At 51.5% G+C, this 20,483-nt stretch carries 15 protein-coding genes; 8 read left to right on the forward strand and 7 right to left on the reverse strand.

The features are described 5' to 3' along the window. Positions 1-53: 53 nt before the first annotated feature. Positions 54-1,673 (reverse strand): ATP-binding protein, encoded by a 1,620-nt coding sequence (locus AC5JO6_RS17005; protein WP_496082253.1) that lies wholly within the window; start codon positions 1,671-1,673, stop codon positions 54-56. 641 nt (positions 1,674-2,314) lie between these two features. Here AC5JO6_RS17005 and AC5JO6_RS17010 point away from each other — a divergent pair. Both AC5JO6_RS17010 and AC5JO6_RS17015 read left to right on the forward strand, forming a co-directional pair. Then, positions 2,315-2,962 (forward strand): Uma2 family endonuclease, encoded by a 648-nt coding sequence (locus tag AC5JO6_RS17010; protein ID WP_496082254.1) that lies wholly within the window; start codon positions 2,315-2,317, stop codon positions 2,960-2,962. 8 nt (positions 2,963-2,970) lie between these two features. Next, on the forward strand, positions 2,971-4,143 hold the full coding sequence (locus tag AC5JO6_RS17015) for a leucine-rich repeat domain-containing protein (protein WP_496082255.1): 1,173 nt from the start codon (positions 2,971-2,973) through the stop codon (positions 4,141-4,143). 107 nt (positions 4,144-4,250) lie between these two features. Here AC5JO6_RS17015 and AC5JO6_RS17020 read toward each other — a convergent pair whose 3' ends face one another. Next, positions 4,251-4,793 (reverse strand): REP-associated tyrosine transposase, encoded by a 543-nt coding sequence (locus AC5JO6_RS17020; protein ID WP_496082256.1) that lies wholly within the window; start codon positions 4,791-4,793, stop codon positions 4,251-4,253. 523 nt (positions 4,794-5,316) lie between these two features. Between AC5JO6_RS17020 and tal the strand changes: the two genes are divergently transcribed. From tal to AC5JO6_RS17040, 4 genes are all read left to right on the forward strand, one after another. After that, a complete protein-coding gene (tal, locus tag AC5JO6_RS17025; RefSeq protein ID WP_496082257.1) occupies positions 5,317-6,459 on the forward strand; it encodes a transaldolase in 1,143 nt (380 codons plus the stop codon). A gap of 97 nt (positions 6,460-6,556) precedes the next feature. Next, positions 6,557-8,086 carry a glucose-6-phosphate dehydrogenase gene (gene zwf / locus AC5JO6_RS17030; RefSeq protein ID WP_496082258.1) on the forward strand — a complete coding sequence of 510 codons (1,530 nt, stop codon included), beginning with the start codon at positions 6,557-6,559 and terminating at the stop codon, positions 8,084-8,086. A 161-nt stretch (positions 8,087-8,247) separates the two neighbouring features. Then, positions 8,248-9,582 (forward strand): glucose-6-phosphate dehydrogenase assembly protein OpcA, encoded by a 1,335-nt coding sequence (gene opcA / locus AC5JO6_RS17035; protein WP_496082259.1) that lies wholly within the window; start codon positions 8,248-8,250, stop codon positions 9,580-9,582. A gap of 70 nt (positions 9,583-9,652) precedes the next feature. Continuing rightward, positions 9,653-11,167, forward strand: coding sequence for a cobyrinic acid a,c-diamide synthase CobB (locus tag AC5JO6_RS17040; RefSeq protein WP_496082260.1), 1,515 nt, complete (start codon positions 9,653-9,655; stop codon positions 11,165-11,167). A gap of 8 nt (positions 11,168-11,175) precedes the next feature. Here AC5JO6_RS17040 and AC5JO6_RS17045 read toward each other — a convergent pair whose 3' ends face one another. Together AC5JO6_RS17045 and AC5JO6_RS17050 are read right to left on the reverse strand one after the other, a co-directional pair. Continuing rightward, positions 11,176-13,176, reverse strand: a complete 2,001-nt coding sequence (locus tag AC5JO6_RS17045; RefSeq protein ID WP_496082261.1) for a potassium channel family protein — start codon at positions 13,174-13,176, stop codon at positions 11,176-11,178. Positions 13,177-13,286: 110 nt separating this feature from the next. Then, on the reverse strand, positions 13,287-13,499 hold the full coding sequence (locus tag AC5JO6_RS17050) for a hypothetical protein (RefSeq protein ID WP_496082262.1): 213 nt from the start codon (positions 13,497-13,499) through the stop codon (positions 13,287-13,289). 277 nt (positions 13,500-13,776) lie between these two features. Here AC5JO6_RS17050 and AC5JO6_RS17055 point away from each other — a divergent pair, with 277 nt between their 5' ends. Both AC5JO6_RS17055 and AC5JO6_RS17060 read left to right on the forward strand, forming a co-directional pair. Beyond that, positions 13,777-13,944 carry a metallothionein gene (locus tag AC5JO6_RS17055; protein WP_496082263.1) on the forward strand — a complete coding sequence of 56 codons (168 nt, stop codon included), beginning with the start codon at positions 13,777-13,779 and terminating at the stop codon, positions 13,942-13,944. A 220-nt stretch (positions 13,945-14,164) separates the two neighbouring features. Then, positions 14,165-15,226, forward strand: a complete 1,062-nt coding sequence (locus tag AC5JO6_RS17060; protein ID WP_496082264.1) for a threo-3-hydroxy-L-aspartate ammonia-lyase — start codon at positions 14,165-14,167, stop codon at positions 15,224-15,226. Between the two features lie 113 nt (positions 15,227-15,339). Here the strand turns inward: AC5JO6_RS17060 and AC5JO6_RS17065 are convergent, their stop codons facing one another. The 3 genes from AC5JO6_RS17065 to AC5JO6_RS17075 form a co-directional block, all read right to left on the reverse strand. Further along, a complete protein-coding gene (locus AC5JO6_RS17065; RefSeq protein ID WP_496082265.1) occupies positions 15,340-15,663 on the reverse strand; it encodes a hypothetical protein in 324 nt (107 codons plus the stop codon). A 97-nt stretch (positions 15,664-15,760) separates the two neighbouring features. Next, positions 15,761-16,708, reverse strand: coding sequence for a diguanylate cyclase domain-containing protein (locus AC5JO6_RS17070; RefSeq protein WP_496082266.1), 948 nt, complete (start codon positions 16,706-16,708; stop codon positions 15,761-15,763). A 50-nt stretch (positions 16,709-16,758) separates the two neighbouring features. Then, positions 16,759-20,280, reverse strand: coding sequence for a GAF domain-containing protein (locus tag AC5JO6_RS17075; protein ID WP_496082267.1), 3,522 nt, complete (start codon positions 20,278-20,280; stop codon positions 16,759-16,761). Positions 20,281-20,483: the final 203 nt, after the last annotated feature.

Genomic DNA, 20,483 nt, shown 5'->3' on the forward strand with positions numbered 1-20,483 from the left:
AATTCATCGAATTGAACCCCGTTTTTAGTAGCCTTCGACCAGAACAACCTGGCTTATGACAGTGGCGGTACAGCTTGCCGTTGACGAATTGGCAGCAGCACAGTGAAGGTAGAGCCTTCACCCAGTTTGCTTCTCACTGAGATGGAGCCACCACAGTGGAGTAATAATTGCTGAACGATCGTTAGCCCTAAGCCTGCCCCACTGGTATCTTCTAGCGATGCTTGTCGGATACGGTAGAAGCGATCGAAAATCTTGGGGAGTTCGTTAGGAGCCATACCAACACCTGTATCACGAACTTCCAGGTTGACGTAGCTGCCTTGCTGTCTGGCGCGTACCCAGACTTGCCCACCACTGGGTGTAAATTTGATGCCGTTATGCAACAGGTTGATCACAATCTGCTTAAGCCAGTTGCTCATACAGGCGATCGCAGGCAAATCTTCAGGCACCATATGGGATAGCTTTACGCCTTTTTCTTCAGCGAGTGGTTGATAGGTACTCACGACACCTGGCACAATATCAGAGACCCGAATGGACTCAAGAGCAGTCGGACTCACTGCCTGATCCAGTTGCACCAGATCCAACAAACTGGTAATCAGTGAGCTTTGGCGATCGCATTCCTTAGCAATGAGATCCAGGTAGCGCTGGCGTTGTGGTGGTTTTAAGCTGGGCGAATTCAGCAACGAGAGGGCAGTTTTGATCGTGGTCAACGGTGTTCGCAGTTCTTGTCCAACCGTGTTGATAAAATCGGCTTTCGATCGCAGCGCGTTGATCAACTCCTCTTTTTGAATCTGGAGTATCTCTACTAGATCTGCCTGTCGTCGGTAAACGGCACTACGCTGCAACACCTCCTCCTGCCGCTGAATTTGTTTCATAAAGAGTTGTCCCCAGGCGGTGGGATCGGTTGGGGTTGTCGATATCACACTGGTCAACTGTTGCCAATGTGCAACCACATCAGGCAGCGTCAGGCTAACATCAACCGTTGTCTCCCCCGACGCTGCTGCGCTGGGCAAAGTTGCGTTGGTTGTCAGCACCTGTGCTAAGCCACTTAAGAGGCGTTCAATCAAGCTTCCGTCAAACGACGAGAGTATTAGCAAATGCTGTCGTCGCTCCTGACTATCGTTGATCGCTCCTGGCAACGCTACATCTGCTAAGCCAGCCAGCGACTCCAGCGCATTGCCCCCAGAAAGTTTTGCGAGTTGTGCAGAGCGCGGACGGTGCGCGAGAATGCATCCTCTAAATTGAGCCGTCCACACCAGCAGAAAGTAATCTCGCCGCAAATGGCTCTCTGGAGCAAGTAGAATTTCTAGCCATGCAGGGGGAGTCGCCTCAGGCGAGTTTACGGCTGGCGGCTCTGACTCAATGCTGAGGTCTACAAGCGTGCTGCTCACAATGCTAGTTTCGTCGGCACTTTCTTCGCGATGGTTCTTGAAGACGTAGATCGCTCTTGAAACACCTTCTAACGCGCTATATCGCTCCAGTTCAGCTTGCCAGATCTCGCCTCTGGGTAGCTTTGCCCACACAACAGCAGGCAACTCACGATCGGAGAGCAGATCAATCAGAGCACCAAACGCCGCCTTGAGCGTCGCTGGACTGACCTGAAGAATCGGGAGTGTCGGGTCAGCTTCGAGCGCCAACTCGTAAAGCGATTCATCTGAGGCAGGGGTTTGTGTCATGGGTAGTAGAGAGAAACAAAGCGGCACATTCCAGCACTTGACCTCTGGTTTGTGCGTCGATTTCTAGCACAAATCATTGTCTACTGTGTCCTCTGCAAGGAAGCAGGACTACAGGCTCGGTAGGCTTTTCAGCCTTTGTGTAAAAACAAGCGATCAAAAACAATGACCAGCGTTGTTTCAAGGCAACCAGCCCTTCACTGTAGAAAATTGCCGCACTCCTGCATCCCGCGCCTGCGGTCACTCATGAGCGGCAGCAGGTACATCGCTGAATGCGGTAAGGTGATCTAGCTGACTTGCGATCGAGCGATACCTCTCTGGAGCAATTCTATCAAGCTTCACATTTTCAAGCGTTAGATTTTCAAGTTTTAGATCTTCAATCACACTGTCAAGGAGTGAATCGGCGTTACCTCAAGCAGCCTCTGGCACTGTAAATAGTTCAGCAGCAGCCTTCGTAGCGCTATCGACAGCAGTGACAGAAGAAGAATGTTCTCGACTTCGGGCATTGCCAAGGCTCCATTGTCCGAATGTGCAGAGTGTCTAAGATGAGAGCGATCGCATCCAGTACTTTCTATTCTGCGACCGCAGCGAAAGCAGTCTGAGTTTGCCACTAAACTGAAGAAAGCCAAAGACTCTAACCCTTCATGGTTACACTCCAACTGAACCAACTCACCGTGCCTCCGGGACAACGCTTGCTACTGCGCGACATTAGCTGGCAAGCGTTTGAAGACATTCTGGCAGAATTGGGCGATCGCCGCGCTGCTCGGTTGGCTTACAGCAACGGAACCTTAGAGATCAGAATGCCGCTGCCAGAACATGAGAAAGCCAAAGAAATCATTGGCGATATGGTCAAGATCATCTTGGAGGAGCTAGAAATTGACCGTGAATGTTTTGGTTCTACAACCTTCAAGCGGCAGGAGATGGGCTACGGTATCGAGCCAGACAACTGTTTTTACATCGAGAATCATGCTCAGATGATCGGTAAAAAGCGGTTGGATTTGTCGATCGACCCGCCCCCCGATCTCGCCATTGAAGTTGATGTCACCTCTAAAACTCAAGTGAGTGCTTACGAAGCCTTGGGCGTACCGGAAATTTGGCGCTATGACGATGGCAAACTACAAATAAGCGTGTTGCGCGATCGCAGTTATGTCGAGTCAGCAACCAGTCCAACCTTTCCGACCATCCCCATCGTTGAAGGCATTACCCAATTTGTCGAAATGAGTGCCACCGCAGGCACGAGTCCCGCTTTGCGTGCGTTTCGTCAGTGGGTCAAACAGCAAAGCGGACGATGAGTTGAGCGATGCTCTACAGAAACTATGCCGCGATCGCCCTCTGCATCACCCTTTTCCTCTACCTCGCCTGGAGTTCACCTGTAGCTTTAGCACAAACATTACCCGCCGAAACAGTCCCAGCCTTTACCGATCTTTGCTTACAGCGATCAAGTCTTCCTGCCATCACGCAGCAAACTGTCACAGTACTTTTGCAAAAAGCGCAGACCTCTAGCTGCCTTGAGGCAACTCAAACCCTGTCTCACATCACTGTGCTGGAGCTTAGCGATCGTCGTCTTGTTGACCTCAGTCCTTTACGATCGCTCACCCGTCTTACCGCTCTGAACCTGGATCAGAATCAGATTGTTGATCTTAGCCCTTTGATGGCTCTAACCGACCTGACCGAACTTCACTTGAGCGAAAATCGGGTGGCTGATCTGAGTTCACTACGATCGCTCACCCATCTCACCAAGCTCTTTCTGATCAAAAATCGCCTCACTGACCTTGAGCCACTGCAAGCACTCACCGAACTCAACGAGCTGTTTCTCATCGGTAATCGTGTGGATGACATCAGTCCCCTGCGATCGCTGACTAGCCTGACAACCCTCCTTCTCAGCGACAATCGCATCAACGATCTCAGTCCCTTAGAGCCATTGCGCTATCTGGTCATCCTCGGTCTACGCCGTAACCGCATTAGCGATCTCAGCCCACTGAAGACGCTCACCAAGTTAATGGAACTGAATCTTGGTGAAAACGAAATTACTGATCTAGAGGCGCTGCGATCGCTCACTCAACTGTCAAAACTGGTTCTCAGCGATAATCAGATCGCCGATCTTAGCGCCTTGCGATCGCTCCACCAGTTAACCCAACTTGACTTACGGCACAACGAGGTCAGTGATCTGAACCCATTAAACAGACTCACTCAGCTACGGGAATTAACTCTCGACGATAATCGCCTCATGGATATTAGCGCCATGCGATCGCTCAAAAATCTGACTGACCTCAGCCTGAGCGCCAATCAAATTGCTGATATCGGTGCGCTGCGATCGCTCATCCATTTGACGAACCTGACACTCAACCGTAATCAAATTACTGATATAAATGCTCTAAAATCACTCACCAAATTGCAGAAACTTGACTTGGCAAAGAATGCGATCGGTCAACCGATCTGTCCCGTTGCATCAGACTCGATCTGCCATTTCTAAAGGATCAATTTAAATCATTTGTCTTACTCTAGAAATACACTCCCCCTCAGATTTTAGTGCGATCGCAGATCTTGTAGGTTGGGTTGAAGCATGAAACCCAACACTCATCACTCTTTGCCTACCCCATCTAAATTTTGAAACTTACTGTCTGCGCCCCAGTCTTCCGTATACATTCCCCATCGCACTGCTCGGTGAAAGCTTGAATACGCCCATTCCTTCGGCGCTTTCACCAAGCCATGATGGACGGGATTGTAATGGATGTAATCGCAATGCTGTGCAAAATCTGCCTCATCGGCGATTTGATGTTCCCAAAAGCGTCGCTGCCACACCGCTTGTTCCCCCTTATGTTGCCGAGCCGTTGACCGTTGCTGGCGAAATTGGGCAGGGCAGCATCGGGTAAACCTGCTTTTAATCAAGCGCCAGCGGTTAGAGAAATCGGCATCCTCCGGTGGTAACGTCCAAAGGCAATGGAGGTGATCCGGTAAGATGACGATCGCCTCGATTGTAAAGGGGTGGGTGTGTTTGACGGAGCGAAATGCTTGGCGCAGTAGTTCAACTGCATCTGGATGCTGAAAGATTGGGTGCCGTTGATGGGTCACAAGGGTAAAGAAATACGTTGCTCCGGGTGTTTTGGCACGGCGGTAGTGCATGAGTTGCCCTCAACTGACTAGATTCAGGATGGGCAAGGCTGAGGCAAGATTGATCGCGATCGCATCAATCTTGCCTGTTGGGTTTCGTTTCCTCAACCCAACCTACCGATCTAAGGTATGCTCCAACACCTACCAGCGATCGCTTTCTGTAGTTGTTCTAAAGGAAATGCTAATCTTCTCATGCCTTCTTAAGATAGAAGGTGGAATCACAACGTCATAATACTACAGAGCGATTCTGACCAGGGCTATCAGAGAGATCAACCAACGGTTGAGACGCACGAATCGCTAGACTGCGGCTAAACGCTCGATCGTGGCTGCACCTCATCACGCCAAGTCTCAGAGTGTATTCTTTCAGTCAAACGCTTCGAGGATGGATTATGGTGCCATCTTAGTTCTAGCGAGCAAAACTTCTGGCAATAGGATGAGTCAATCCGCTAGGACATTCGTTAAGTTTTTAAGCTATCGATTGTGAGACAAGCATTCGACGTTGACAGTAAAGCACTTGATTCAGGAGTAAACAACGATGACAAATCATCTTTTGGAGATCAAAGAGTTCGGTCAGAGCATCTGGATGGATAACCTGGCGCGGGATCTCATTCAGTCAGGCGACTTGAAGAAATTCATTGAAACCCGTGGACTGCGAGGAATTACGTCCAATCCCGCTATTTTTGAGAAGGCGATCGCGGGTAACGCGATGTACGATGCCGACATTGAAGCGGGGATCAAAGCTAAGAAGCCGCTGCTGGAGATCTATGAGTCTTTGGTCTTTGAAGACATCCGCAACGCCTGCGATATTTTCAAGCCAATCTATGATGAATCCGGCGGTTTAGATGGCTACATCAGCATCGAAGTGCCCCCTGATATTGCCCACGACACAGAGAAAACGATTTCCGAGGCGCGTCGCTACTATGCGGCGATCGGCAAAGAAAACGTCATGATCAAAATCCCCGGCACCTCAAAAGGGATTCCTGCCGTCGAGCAAGTCATCAGCGAAGGGATCAACGTGAACGTGACGCTGTTGTTCTCTGTAAGCAGCTATGTCGAAACCTTCTGGGCATACATTCGCGGATTAGAGAAACGGGTCGCTGCGGGACAGGACATCAGCAACATTGCCTCCGTTGCCAGCTTCTTCCTCAGCCGTATTGATTCCAACATCGACGACAAAATCGACGCGAAGCTCAAGCAAGGGGCATCCGAACCTGGTAGCCGCGATCGCCTGATCGCAATTAAAGGAAAAGTAGCGATCGCTAACGCAAAGATTGCCTACCAGGAGTATAAAAAGATTATTCAGAGCGATCGCTGGAAAGCCTTGAGTGCCAAAGGTGCAAATGTTCAACGGTTACTCTGGGCAAGTACGGGCACCAAAAACCCTGACTATAGTGATGTTATGTACGTTGATGAACTGATTGGTTCTGATACGGTAAATACGTTGCCACCTGCCACGATCGAAGCGTGCGCCGATCACTGCAACGTGGCTGACCGTATCGAAACAGGCGTTGAGGAGTCCTACAACCTCATCGAAAGCCTCAAAGACCCCGACATCAACATCAACCTGGACGAAGTCATGGATGAACTCCTGGTCGACGGCATCGATAAATTCATCAAACCCTATCAGTCGTTGATGCAATCCCTCGAAGACAAAGTGAACCGCTTGGCAGCCGTTTAGGGAGTAGGGAGTGGGGAGTGGGGAGTGGGCGTTAACCCTGTTCCCTATCCCTCTTAATCCTTCATCCTTTATCCTTTATCCTTCTCTTTCCCCACCTATGGTCACTCTGCTCGAAAACCCCCTTCGCGTTGGTCTACAACAGGATCGCATCCCCGAACCGCAGATTCTCATTATCTTTGGTGCTTCTGGCGATCTGACCCAGCGCAAGCTCGTACCCGCGATCTATCAGATGAAGCGAGAGCGTCGCTTGCCACCTGAACTGACGATCGTCGGTGTTGCCCGCCGCGACTGGAGCCACGACTACTTCCGTGAACACATGCGCGAAGGCGTGGAAGAGTTTGGTGGCGGGATAGGGTCTCAGGCAATCTGGGATGACTTTGCTAAAGGCTTGTTCTACCACCCTGGCGATCTGGACAATCAGGATGATTACCAAAAGCTGAAAACCTTTTTAGCAGAACTCGACCAACAGCGTGGTACACGCGGCAATCGAGTGTTTTATCTCTCCGTTGCGCCCAAGTTCTTTTCAGAAGCCATTCAGCAACTTGGGGCAGCCAGAATGATTGAAGATCCTAAAAAACAGCGCCTCGTGATTGAAAAACCGTTTGGTCGGGATCTCAGTTCCGCCCAGGCGCTCAATCGTGTGGTGCAGAAAGTCTGCGATGAGCAACAGGTTTACCGCATCGATCACTATCTGGGCAAAGAGACGGTGCAGAACCTGATGGTGTTCCGTTTTGCCAACGCCATTTTTGAACCGCTGTGGAACCGTCAATTTGTCGATCACGTTCAGATCACCGTCGCCGAAACGGTGGGACTAGAGGGGCGAGCAGGCTACTACGAAACGGCTGGCGCGCTGCGCGATATGGTGCAAAACCACCTGATGCAGTTGTTCTGCCTGACGGCAATGGAAGCGCCTAACTCTCTAGAGGCGAATAGCATTCGCAACGAAAAAGTGAAAGTACTGCAAGCGACTCACCTGGCTGATCTGGAGACGCTTGGCAACTCTGCCATTCGCGGGCAGTATACAGAAGGCTGGATGAAGGGCAAAGCGGTGCCAGCCTATCGCCAGGAAGAAGGCGCGGCAACGGATTCAACCACGCCCACCTACGCCGCTCTGAAGCTGACGATCGACAACTGGCGCTGGAAAGGTGTGCCGTTCTACTTGCGAACAGGGAAACGGATGCCCAAAAAAATCTCTGAAATCGCGATTCAGTTTAAGGAGGTGCCGTTTTTGATGTTTCAGTCGGCAGCCAAGCAGGCAAACCCAAATATTCTGACGATGCGGATTCAACCGAATGAGGGGATTGCACTGCGCTTCGAGGTGAAAACACCGGGAACGTCGTTGAGGACGCGATCGGTTGATATGGACTTTCGCTACGACACTGCCTTTGGTCAGGCAAACACCGATGCCTACAGCCGTCTGCTGGTGGACTGTATGCTTGGTGATCAGACCCTCTTTACGCGCGGCGATGAGGTAGAAGCCTCCTGGCGCATTCTGACTCCCTTGTTAAACGTTTGGGATGCTCCCGCGCCACCAGAAAGCATTCCGCTCTACGAAGCTGGTACCTGGGGACCCGTCGAATCAGAATTGCTCTTGAATAGCAATGGGCGAAACTGGAGAAGACTGTGAAAAGGGGGATGAGGGATGAAGGCTAAAAAGTTTTTAGTTGTTGGTTGTTAGTTTTTAGTTAAGGTTGACCACTGACTCTTCAATAGCTGCTAACAATCGATTTCCTACTCCCTACTCCCTATTGCTTCTAACAACTAACAACTAATAACCAATCACTGATTATGACGACCACTCCACTTGTTGCTCTTCAACGACCCAAAGATATTTCTTTAGATGAAATTGAGGCGGAGCTAAGTGCCATCTGGCATAGTCAGAGTGCTGATTCGCCGAATCAAGGTGCCAGCAGAGCTTCGACGTTCAGTATGGTGATCTATGAGCCAGAAGAGTTTCAGCAACTGTTGGCGGCACTGGGGTTTTATGAAGGTCCGATCGATGGCATTCACGGACCGATGACTAAAGCAGCAGTGCAGGATGCCCAAAAGTCCTATGGTTTGTCGATTACAGGTCGTGTTGATCCGGGAACATTAGCCAAACTACGAGAAGAGTTTGCAAAGAAGCCGAGCGATCGCATCAAGTTCACCAACCCAAACATACGGGGTTTTAGCATCAGTGACGCGATCGCTGTTCAAAACCCTGGTCGTATCATCACCCTTTGTCCCATTTTAGGTGCCGATCAGGGCGTGACCGCTCAAGTTTCTGCCTATTGCCCGGTGCAGCAAGGCAGTGGTGGTTCTCTTATCTGCTGCGAATACATTACGCTGAGGGGCACAAAAGCAGCCTTGGAGCGAGTCGGTGAACTGGTCGCATCGCTGATGATTCAAGATCTACCGCAGTTTGTTTGGTGGAAAGCAACCCCCAACCCCGACCAGGCACTCTTCAAAGCACTGGCTGAATCGTGTGACTGCTTGATTTTGGATTCCTGCTACTTCAGCGACCCAGAGTCTGAGTTTCTCAAGATTCAAGAACTCATTGATGACGGTACCTACATCGCCGACCTCAACTGGCATCGCCTGCAACCCTGGCAAGAGCTAATGGCAGCCGCGTTTGATCCCCCTGAGCGTCGGGCTTCTCTCATTGAAGCAGACCAGCTTGCGATCGACTACGAAAAAGGCAACGCAGCACAAGCACTCCTTTATCTGGGCTGGATCGCCAGTCGGCTCGATTGGCAACCCGTTGCTTTCCATGAAACAGGAGGCGACTACGACCTCAAGCACGTTACCTTTAAGGGTGCTAATCAGCGCGAAATCACTGCCGAATTAGCCGCGATCCCCACTGCTGACTGGGGCGAAATTTTAGGCGATCTGGTGGGTATCCGCATTACGTCCACCAACTTACAGGCAAACTGCTGCACCATTCTTTGCTCTGAAACCACAGGCTGTATGCGAATGGAAGCGGGTGGTAGCGCCCAAGCGTGCCAGACGGAAGTCGTTTCATCGCTGTCTGATCAGAAAGCTGAGTTTCTACTCAGTCAGCAATTACAGCGCTGGGGTCATGATGTGCTTTACGAGGAAAGTCTGGCAGTTGTTGCCAAAGTACTGAAGCTGCATGGGCAGTAAGCAGTGGTTGGTTGTTAGTGGTTAGTTGTTGGTTCTAGACTCTAACAACTAACCACTAATTACTATTGAGATGGGGCTAATTATTGCTGGAGAACGTAGTGGCGTTGGTAAAACAACCGTCACGCTTGCTATTCTCTCTTTTCTGAGACAGCAAGGTTTGCAGGTACAGTCGTTTAAGGTGGGTCCCGATTACATCGATCCCATGTTTCATCGGTATGTGACGGGACGATCGTGCCGCAATCTCGATCCGATGCTGACTTCCGAAGCCTATGTGCAGCAGTGCTTCGATCACCACACTCAAACCCACAGTCAAACTGCCACCCACACGTTAGTAGAAGGTGTGATGGGTCTGTTTGACGGTGCAACAGGGCGAGACGGGTTTGCTAGCACGGCTCACATTGCCCGTTTGCTGGACTTGCCGATCCTTCTGGTGCTGAACTGTAGTGGTTTATCACACTCGATCGCGGCGATCGCTCATGGCTACCGTTCGTTTGATCCTCGCCTCAACGTTGCTGGCGTGGTGCTGAACCGAGTCGGCAGCGATCGTCACCTGGAACTCCTCAAAACTGCCTTAGAACCACTCAGCATACCGATTCTAGGAGTTCTGCGCCGCGAAGATGGGATTACGATCCCCGATCGACATCTTGGGTTAGTGCCTACCGACGAACTGGAAGATTTAAATGCGATCGTTGCTCAACTAGCTCATTTGGGAAAGACGTGTTTTGATTGGGAGCAGTTGATGCCGTTGTTGGAGAGGAAGGCAGAAGGCAGAGGGCAGAAGGCAGAAGATGGGCAAGGGAAGCAAGGAGAGCAAGGGGAGCAGGGGAAGACTCAAAACTCAAAACTCTCTAGCGCAGCGGCACGAAGTGCTACTCAAAACTCAAAACTCAAAACTCCGTCTGTTCCGTCTGCTTCCCCTGCTTCCCCATCCCCTCAACCCTCCCCCCGCATCGCGATCGCCCAAGACGCTGCCTTCAGCTTCTACTACGCCGACAACCTGGATCTGCTCGAAGCGCTGGGAGCCGAACTCGTGCCTTGGAGTCCGATGCGCGATCGTGCCTTACCCGACAACGTGCAGGGGCTTTACTTTGGCGGCGGTTTTCCTGAAGTGTTTGCTGAGCAACTGACCGCGAATGAGGCTGCTCGTATGGCTGTGCGATCGGCGATCCTGTCAGGAATGCCTACGTATGCTGAGTGTGGCGGGTTGATGTATCTGTGCGAAAAAATTACCAACTTTGAGGATCAAGCGTTTCCAATGGTGGGGATACTGCCCACAACAGCGGTGATGGGTAAGCGACTGACGTTGGGCTATCGACAGGCGATCGCCCTCCACGACAGTCTCCTTTTAGACAAAGGCACAACCGTTTGGGGTCACGAGTTTCATCGATCGCACCTAGCCCAGGAACCTGATTCTCCGTTATTTGCCCTACTCCCCACTCCCCACTCCCCGCTCCCCAACGAAGGCTGGCATCGCCCCAATCTCCATGCATCCTACCTCCATCTTCATTGGGGAGCGCGACCCGAAATCCCCGATCGCTTCTTGAAGCAGTGTGCAGCCCACGCGTATGGTCTCACTCAGATATAGGCGGCAATCTAGGAGGCGCGTAGCAGACTGGCAAGCACTTGTAGCTTGTTCAGTTCGCGGACAAGGCGCTGTGCCTGATGTTTGTGAAGCAACGTGGGCGTGACGGCTGGCAAGTGGCTCATCAGTTCTCTAGCGGTGCCAATACTACAGCCAGAAATACGTGCGATCGCGCCTGCTCCTGCAAAAACAGCTTCTTCAGAAACGGCTTTTTCGACCTGCACCTGCCAACGGGGAGCTTTGCTGATACCACGCTCAACGCGTTGTAGACCGGAAAGAGTCGCCAGCACTACCAGCCGATCGCCCACTCGTAGCCGGATATCATCAGACGGCATCAGTCGGGCGGGTTCATGGTCGCCTTTTTGGTGCAGGATGGGCACAACGCCATAGCCATAAGCAATTTCAGCCAGCAAGCACCCGTTGAGAGTATCGGTTGGCTCAATTTGGTACTCAGTGACAAGCGTCGTGCGATCGTTCAGGCGAAATAGACTAAGAATATTTTCACCAAAGGCGGCTCCAGCAAACGCTGCTGCTGACAGCGCGTAGGCTCCCATCACTCTAGCGGCAGGCAATAGTTGTGCCACATGCTCAGTAAACGCAGGATCAAAAACGCGCACGACCAGATTGCAGTTTGGATTAGCTGCCTGCGCCATCAGCGCGATTTCCAGATTGGCGACCTCATCATCGGTGACGATAACCATACTCTTGGCAGTCGCCAGATTTACACGCATCAAGGTATCGCGAAAATTGCCTGTTACCAGTGGTATTTGCGGCAGTACGCCTGGATCAAGCGCGATCGCATGTACGCCTACTAAGGGTTGTTTCAGGTCTTGTAAAAGCGTGGCAATGCGCTGTCCCACCCGTCCCAGACCCACCAACACGACATGATCAGCTTTTGGAATGGGTGGACGACGCTTCAAAAACTGGAAACGTGACGCTAAGACTCGCTCCGTCAACGTTGCATAGAGGATACCGATAAAAATTGTGCCAGCAACGGTCATGCCCACACTAAACAAATGCAGCCACCAGGGGATGGCAAACGGTAACTTCAGATCCCCAAACAAATTGTCAAAACCGCCAATGACTAAAACCAGCGAGACATTGAGCGCCTCTTGCAAAGTAAGCTCAGAATATTGCAGCTTGTAAAGCGCGGCACCACTAACAAAGAGGCTGAGCATCACAAAGCTAGAAAGCAGGGCAACCCGTTGTGTTTGTGTGCCTTCACGCCAGAATTGATGCAGCGTTTGCCGCAGGCTTTGCCAGACTAAAGCGGGAGACAGTTCCTGCCAAAGTGCACCACGTCGTCGATGGGACAGCACTGGGGTCGTTGCGATCGCCTCCGTTGCTTCAATGTAGGTAATGGTGTCTCCAGCCTGGACGCGGGTATCGGGATCCCACTGGTAAAAGGAATTGGCAGGCGGCAGCACAGTCGCTCTGAAATGCCTCAGCACACGACGATTGGGCGTATTCAGTTCATAAAGGAGGCGCAGATCGCACCAGTGATGGTCTGGCTGAATATGCGTAGTAGTGATCCGCAGACGCTGCTTTTCCAGCGTAAACAACCCTTGCGTTTCACTGTCCAGAGCCGCCAATGCAAAGCTAGGGGCAGGCAGTTGTGTGGCTTCAAAAGCGATAAAATTGCCCAACTGGTGACCCAATAGCTCGTTGAGATTCTCCTGTGCCGATCGCACCACTAAGCGAATGTTTGGGTTGAGCGATCGTGCTGCAAATGCCGCCGCAATATTGACGCGCTCATCGCTAGTGACCAGTAGAATCGCCCGACAGTCACGAATGCCCGCTTGCTCTAGTAGCTTTGGCTGCCGACAGTCCCCAATCAGCAGACAATCAACCAGATCAGTCAGGTCTGGAATTTCCCAGATGGGCGCTTGGGAGGCTTCGATCGCATTGACCGTAACGGCAAACTCCTTGAGTACCGAGACACAGTACTGCCCCAAACTGCCAAGCCCGCAGACCAAAAACGAATCTTTCCGGTTTGTAGAACTCTCTCCCATGTTGTCTATCCTAAGTGACAACGCCGTGAGAGTTGAGACATCTATGCGTTGCTGAAGGCTTTAGCAACGTAATAGCACAGTTTGAGTCGATCAATTGCGCCCTAAAGAGATCACTGCCCTGTCTGCAGCATTTGCATCACTGCTACCCGGCACGGATTGCAGTCACAGCGGAACTTGGCGATCGCCAAATCACCGACCGTATCTGAGGCAGCATCCACATTCGCGTACTGGGGGTTAGCTGAAGGTGACGGTGTAACGTTCAACTTTAAATCATAGGCTGACCGCTGACGGCTAACCGCTAACCGCTGACTGCCATAATCCATAACATATTTTTTGCAGCCCTTAAGGAGCGTGAACTGAATAACCTGTAATTCTGCGTAGGATGCCGTATAGCCGTTCCGGCATTCAAGAAAAGCGTAGCGTAACGCATCGACTCCGGACTTTGATGCGTTACGGCTAGCGCCTAACACATCCTACAAAATTCGATGTTATTTAATCCTAAGTAGCGTTAGCAAAGCGCGCTTCAAAAAGACGCTTCAACAATGCATGAATAGCTGTTCATATGTTATGGTACTTGGTAGATCAAATAGGGTGAAAACTATGGCAACTGTGACTCAAATGAAGTGTGCTTGCGATTCCTGCCTTTGTATTGTTCCCGTTGCCGATGCCGTCATGAAAGATGACAAAGCTTACTGCGGGGAAGCCTGTGCTAACGGTCATCCGGCTGGAGAAGGCTGTGGACATAAAGGTTGCACCTGTAACACCTAATCCACGCTCAACCGAAAAAGGGGAGTGAATGCTCCATTCGACTCCCCCACAGAATATGCTCTACACCCGTTCAAATGAATCGTTCAGAGCTGAAACACGCATCATTCAGTGAGCCAGCCGATGAGGTGAACATTGCCGATCGACCGTGAATGAATCGAAGGCGCGTGCCTGCAACGTTTGAATTTGTGTAGGGTGTACGTATCGATTTAGCAGTGTTGCTATGGCGGACTTCATTCAACCAGATAGCATAACGACCCTTGCCGCTACTGACTTACCTGTGACCTATGCAGATGTGGAAGCGGCAGCAGCCCGCCTTAATGGTCAGGCGCATCGTACCCCCGTAATGACTTCGACGACCGTCGATCGCCAGACGGGGAGCCACGTTTTTTTCAAGTGCGAGAACTTTCAGCGGATTGGGGCATTCAAGTTTCGAGGTGCATATAATGCGTTGGTGCAGTTGTCGGCAGAACAACGTCGGCGCGGTGTGCTGGCATTTTCGTCGGGGAATCATGCTCAAGCGATCGCGCTTTCGGGTCAATTGCTTGACATTCCCACGACGATCGTCATGCCAGAGGATGCACCAGCCGTCAAACTGGCAGCCACTCGCGGCTATGGTGCCCAAGTCGTAACCTATAATCGCCTCACTGACTCGCGGGAAGCATTAGGTCAGCAATTGGCAGGCGATCGGGGCTTGACACTCATTCCACCCTTCGATCATCCTCACGTCATCGCCGGACAGGGCACCACAGCAAAAGAACTGATCGAAGAAGTCGGCGCGCTGGACTTGCTGCTGGTCTGCTGTGGTGGGGGTGGCTTGCTGTCGGGCTGCGCGATTGCCGCTCATACCCTTTCGCCCTCGTGTCGAGTGATTGGCGTAGAGCCGAAACGCGCCGATGATGCCACGCGATCGTTCTATGCCAAAACATTGCAAACGGTAGAGAATCCGAACACGATCGCCGATGGGGCGCGTACTGCCTCGCTCGGCACACTCACCTTCCCCATTATTTTGCACCATGTCCACGATATGGTGACGGTCTCCGAAACTGCGATCGTCCGCGCCATGTTCTTTTTATGGGAACGCCTGAAGTTGGTCGTCGAACCTACCGGAGCCTTAGCCACCGCAGCTTTATTGGAAGGCATTGTCAACGAGCCGGGTGCCCGTATCGGAGTCATCATCAGCGGTGGCAATGTGGATCTTAAACAAGCAGGCAAACTGTTTACCAAAGTGACGAAACTGCCTAAATCCCAGCCGCGCGTTCCGTGGGCAGCAGAACTGAGTTAGGAGCATAGGGTCTATGCGGGTAGTTGACTTCTCATCAACTGTCTTAAGAGGCTGTTTGAAAAGCGTCTGGCGGTTAAAACCGCGACTACGTAAACAAAGTCCGCCGACACGGACTACCGAAACGCGAGGGCTTTATAACCTGCGACGGCAGGTTTTGTCCGTGTAGCCGCGACTTCAGTCGCCAAGGCTACAAGTATACGGACTTTTAAAACGTCCTCTAAGTGCTTAAGGACGCGCAATACATCTACCAACTCATTATCCGGTGCCAACAGCGAAAAGACTTTGGATGTTGCGTAGATGGGCTGTTCGGTCTGGTCAAGCTTGATGAAAACAAAATCGCTACCGTTGGTAATCAAGCCAAAGCAGGGACGATTGGGACTTGATAGCAGATAGCTGAGTGCTTGAGGCAACGCTTTAGTCAAAGAGAAGTCGCTCATCTTAGACTCTATGACCAATACCCAGAGCCGTTCTAGCAGCACCAAGCATCCCGCCCTAACCCCTGTGACTATGGCTATAACTGCTTATGCTCTCTAGTTAAGACAGTAAGTGCACGCAGAGACGATCGCGTCCCGCCGCCTTCGCCTCATACAATGCTTTGTCTGCTGCGGTGATCAGCGTTTCGGGCAAAAAGTTTAAAGTGCGATTGGGTACTCCACTAGCCACGCCCAAACTGAGCGTCACATACCGACTCACGTCAGAGTTGGGATGGGCTAACTGTAGTGCTTTCACGCCCGATCGAATCATTTCAGCAACCTCTACTGCCCCACCGATCGGAGTGTTGGGCAGAATCACCGCAAACTCTTCCCCACCGTAGCGTGCTGCCAGATCGCCAGGACGTTTTGTTACAGCACCGATGGCGTTGGCGACCTGTCGCAAGCACGCATCCCCAGCTAAGTGCCCATACCCATCAGCGTCGTTATACCGTTTGAAGAGATCAACGTCACAGAGAATCAAGGATAATGGTTCTTGATTCCGCATCATCCGTCGCCATTCCTGATCAAGATGAGCATCTAGCATCATGCGATTAGCGAGTTGCGTCAAGGCATCCACAGTTGCCAGACGATGGAACATTTTAGTTGCTGTTTCCAGTTGTTTCAGCAGTTGAGATTGTTGAATGAGCCTGCGGACGCGTTGACGCAGGACTGCCCAGTGAATGGGTTTGGTCACATAGTCGGTTGCTCCAGCAGCAAACGCCCGATCGACCGAAACCTGATCATCCAAACCTGTGATCATCAGGACGGGTGTGTGGTCTGCACCCGGCAACGACTGTAATTGAGCGCAACATTCAAATCCATCCATGATCGGCATCATGCCGTCTAACAGAACGATGTCTGGTTGAAAGCGAATACAAGCATTGATGCCTTCTTCGCCATTGTTTGCCTCAATAATCTGATAGCTTCCCTTCTCTAGAAAGCGCCGAATTTGAGTGCGGATGGTTTTTTCGTCATCAACGAGCAGGATCAGCGGTGATGCTTTAGGCATAAAAGGAAGGGACAAGGGTGCTCGAATCAACGAGAGGTCTACAGAAGGGTTCATAGTAGTGGAGGTAACTGTTCGTGCTTTAGAGCGGCTGCAACACGCTTGTACTCAGACTCCAGTCGCGCAATGATTGCCAAGCTTTGATCGATCGGGGCGCTGAGCGCAATGGTTTCTAATGCTTGACAAAGCTGACTGAGATTAATCGCACCGAGGGCGGCACTGCTGGCTTTGAGTCCGTGAGCAACGCGTTGCATGTCTTTAAGGTCATGTTGATTGATGGCACTGCGGATTGTGTGTAAGAGTAGGGGCGCTTCAGTGAGATAGCAATCAATCAATTCAGCGATCACTTCATCTCCCATTTCCCCCATTTCCTGTCGAAAAGAGGCGAGCACCGTTAAATCTAAGATGGATTTTTGCGTGCTCGGCGTTACAGCAGTTGGAGCACCGACTGGAGCGTCTACGGAGTGACTGCGTGTGAGGGAGTCGATCGGCGGCTTCAACGGTTGGCAGCGACTGAGTACCTGAGCCAGTCCCTCCATGTGGACTGGCTTACTGATATAGTTGTCCATGCCCGCTGCAAGGCAAATTTCGCGATCGCCCTGCATGGCATTGGCAGTCATGGCAATCAGGTAAGGGCGCGCCTGCGGTTGCCACTGCTGACAGATACAGCGAGCGGCTTCGAGTCCATCCATCTCTGGCATTTGTACATCCAGCAACACCACGTCATAAGGCTGGCGATGCAGAGCTTCTAACACTTCTAGCCCATTCCCTGCAACATCTGCCCGGTAGCCTAGCCGCTGCAACATCAGCAGGGCAATCTTCTGGTTGATTAGGTGATCTTCTGCTAACAAAATTCTGAGGGGCTGGGCGCGATCGGAGTCAGCGATCGCGCTGCTTTTCACGAACGGTTGTGATATTGGCATTGGCTGTCCACTTAAGCTATCGGTCAAAATTTTGTAGAGTTGAGCGGCTTTGATGGGCTTATTGAGAAACGCTGCAAAGTGTCGCTGGTCTTCCTCAGACAGATTTTCGGGCTTGCCGATCGAGGTCAGCATCACTAGCGGTAACGACTGGCAATCCGATATAGCATGAATGGCAGCCGCTAGCATCAAGCCATCCATGGCAGGCATTTGCATATCTAAAATTGCCAGATCAAAGCGATCGCCCTGATGCATTAATGCCAGAGCCTCTGCTCCAGAAGCCGCCGACTGAGACAGCATTTGCCAGGATTGAGCATACTGAGTCAGAATCTGTCGATTGGTAGCGTTATCATCCACCAGCAAAACACGCTTACCTGTTAGAGATTGCGGCGTTGCTGGTGCTGTGACCGCTGGTGCCACTTGAGCGACGATCGTGAAGTAAAAGGTAGAGCCGACCTCTGGCTGGCTTTCGACCCACATCTTGCCACCCATCAGCTCACTCAGTCTCTTGCTGATGACCAGACCCAGCCCTGTCCCCCCGTACTGGCGAGTGGTCGAAGCGTCAACCTGGCTAAAGGCTTTGAAGAGGCGTTCTAGCTTAGTGCTTGAAATGCCAATGCCCGTATCCTTGATAGCGAACCGAATTTCGTACCGTGGGGTGAGGTATTGGGTATCAGTTGCTTTAAGCGGCACAGCATGGAGCGGTTGGGCATCAACTGTCACCACAACCTCCCCTGTCTCTGTAAATTTGATGGCATTGTTGAGCAAATTAACCAGAATCTGCCGTAGCCGAGTGACATCGCCTATCAACATTGGGGGTACAGCAGGGGTACTCCAGTAAGCCAGTTCTAGCCCTTTTTCTGTCGCTCCTGCTGCCAATAAATCCAGTGCTTCTTCAATACAGGTCGCCAGTCTGAAGGGCTGCTGCTCCAGTTCCAGGTTGCCCGATTCGATTTTTGAGAAATCGAGAATGTCATTAATGATGGTTAGAAGAGAGTCACTGCTGGTACGAATGATCTCAATATACTCTTGCTGTTGCGGGGGCAGCGCCATATCGAGCAGCAGCCCAGTCATGCCAATGACCGCATTCATCGGAGTACGAATTTCGTGGCTCATGGTCGCTAAAAAGTTGCTTTTTGCTTGATTAGCTCTGTCAGCCGCCAATCTCGCTTGCTGGAGGGCGAGGTTTTGAATGGTGAGTTGCTCGCGCTGCTGCATCTCTTGTTCGAGCAGTTGCGCTTGCGCCAGGGCAATGCCAACCTGGTCTGCCAGTTGCGTCAGGAGGGTGATTTCGTCAGTGTGCCAATGTCTGGGATGAGCACACTGATGTGCGATTAAAAGCCCCCAGAGTTGAGGTTGCCCGATCGCGCCCTGCGCCTGAAGAATGGGTACAACCAGATTGGCTCTGACCTGAAATTGAGTCAGCAGTTTTTTGTGGCAGTCAGCTAAGGATGACTGTTGGATATCATCGATCGCCCGAGTTCTGCCAGCGTTATACTGCTGCCAGCCGCCGTCTTTGAAGCAAGTGTCTTGAATCGTGATGCCCAGAGTCGATGTCCATCCGGGGGCAACAGATTCGACGACAACGGTACCGTCCCAGTCTGGTGCAAAGCGGTAGATGACCACCCGATCGGTCTGGAGAAACTGCTGCACTTCAGTTACAGTCGTGTTGAGAATTTCGTCCAGGTTCAGTGATTGGCGAATCCGCAACGTAATGGCGTTGAGTAAACTGGCGCGATGGTTCTGGTATTGCAGGGCGGCTTCTGCCTGCTTGCGATCGCTGATATCAGTGACGCTCCCTTCATAGCCAAGCGGTTTTCCTGAGGCATCGTAGACACGGCGTGCATTTTCTGAAATCCAGATGCGTTCCCCCGTTTTACGATAAATCTGAGACTCAAAGCCTGAGACTTTGCCGTTTGCCTCAATTAACTGCATGAACGCCTGTCGCTGCTCAGGCTGGACATAAAGCTGGTGCGAAATCTGTGTCAGCGAGGCAATTAACTCGTCTGCCGATCGATAACCGTAGAGGGTTGCCAGCATTGGATTTGCCTTGAGATACCGTCCTGTTAGCGTTGTTTGATAGAGTCCCTCGACGGCATTTTCAAAGAGATGACGGTACTCTGTTTCGGTCTGTTGCTGCAACAGAATGGTTCGGGTCAACGTCGCAACCATACGCCGTAGCTCTAGTTGCGCGACCACCTGACGGGCGATCGCTGCCAGTGCTTCGAGTTGCTGAGCCGTCAGTTGTCTAGGACCATAGTCCAGCACACAAAGCGTTCCCAGTGGATAACCTTCTGGATTGACCAGAGGTACCCCAGCGTACGATCGCACATGCGGTGCCCCCGTTACTAACGGATTGTTAGCAAACCGCTGATCGTCTAACGCATCTGGTACGACAAACACATCCGGTTGCAGAATGGCGTGGGCACAAAATGCCACATCACGACTCGTTTCTGTTGCCTCTAACCCCACACGAGCTTTAAACCACTGGCGGCGCTGATCAAGCAGACTGACCAACGCGATCGGTGTGCCGCAGATCAAAGCCGCTAGCTTTGTCAAGTCATCAAAAGCAGCTTCTGCGGCTGTGTCGAGCACGTCATAACTCAGGAGTGCTTCGAGGCGTTGAGCTTCATTAGAGGGAAGAGGAGCCTGCATGGCTGGGCAACCATTGAGAAGAAAAAAGCTGCACAAAGATGTTGTCTTCACCAAAAACGTAGACAAACAACATCATCTTTATAGAGTGCCCACTTTTTTCTCAGGAAACAGGTAGGAGGCACCCGCTAAAATACGCAATTTTATGACGTTTATAGAGTGCCCACTTTTTTCTCAGGAAACAGGTAGGAGGCACCCGCTAAAAT

Source organism: Tildeniella sp. (assembly GCF_059505325.1).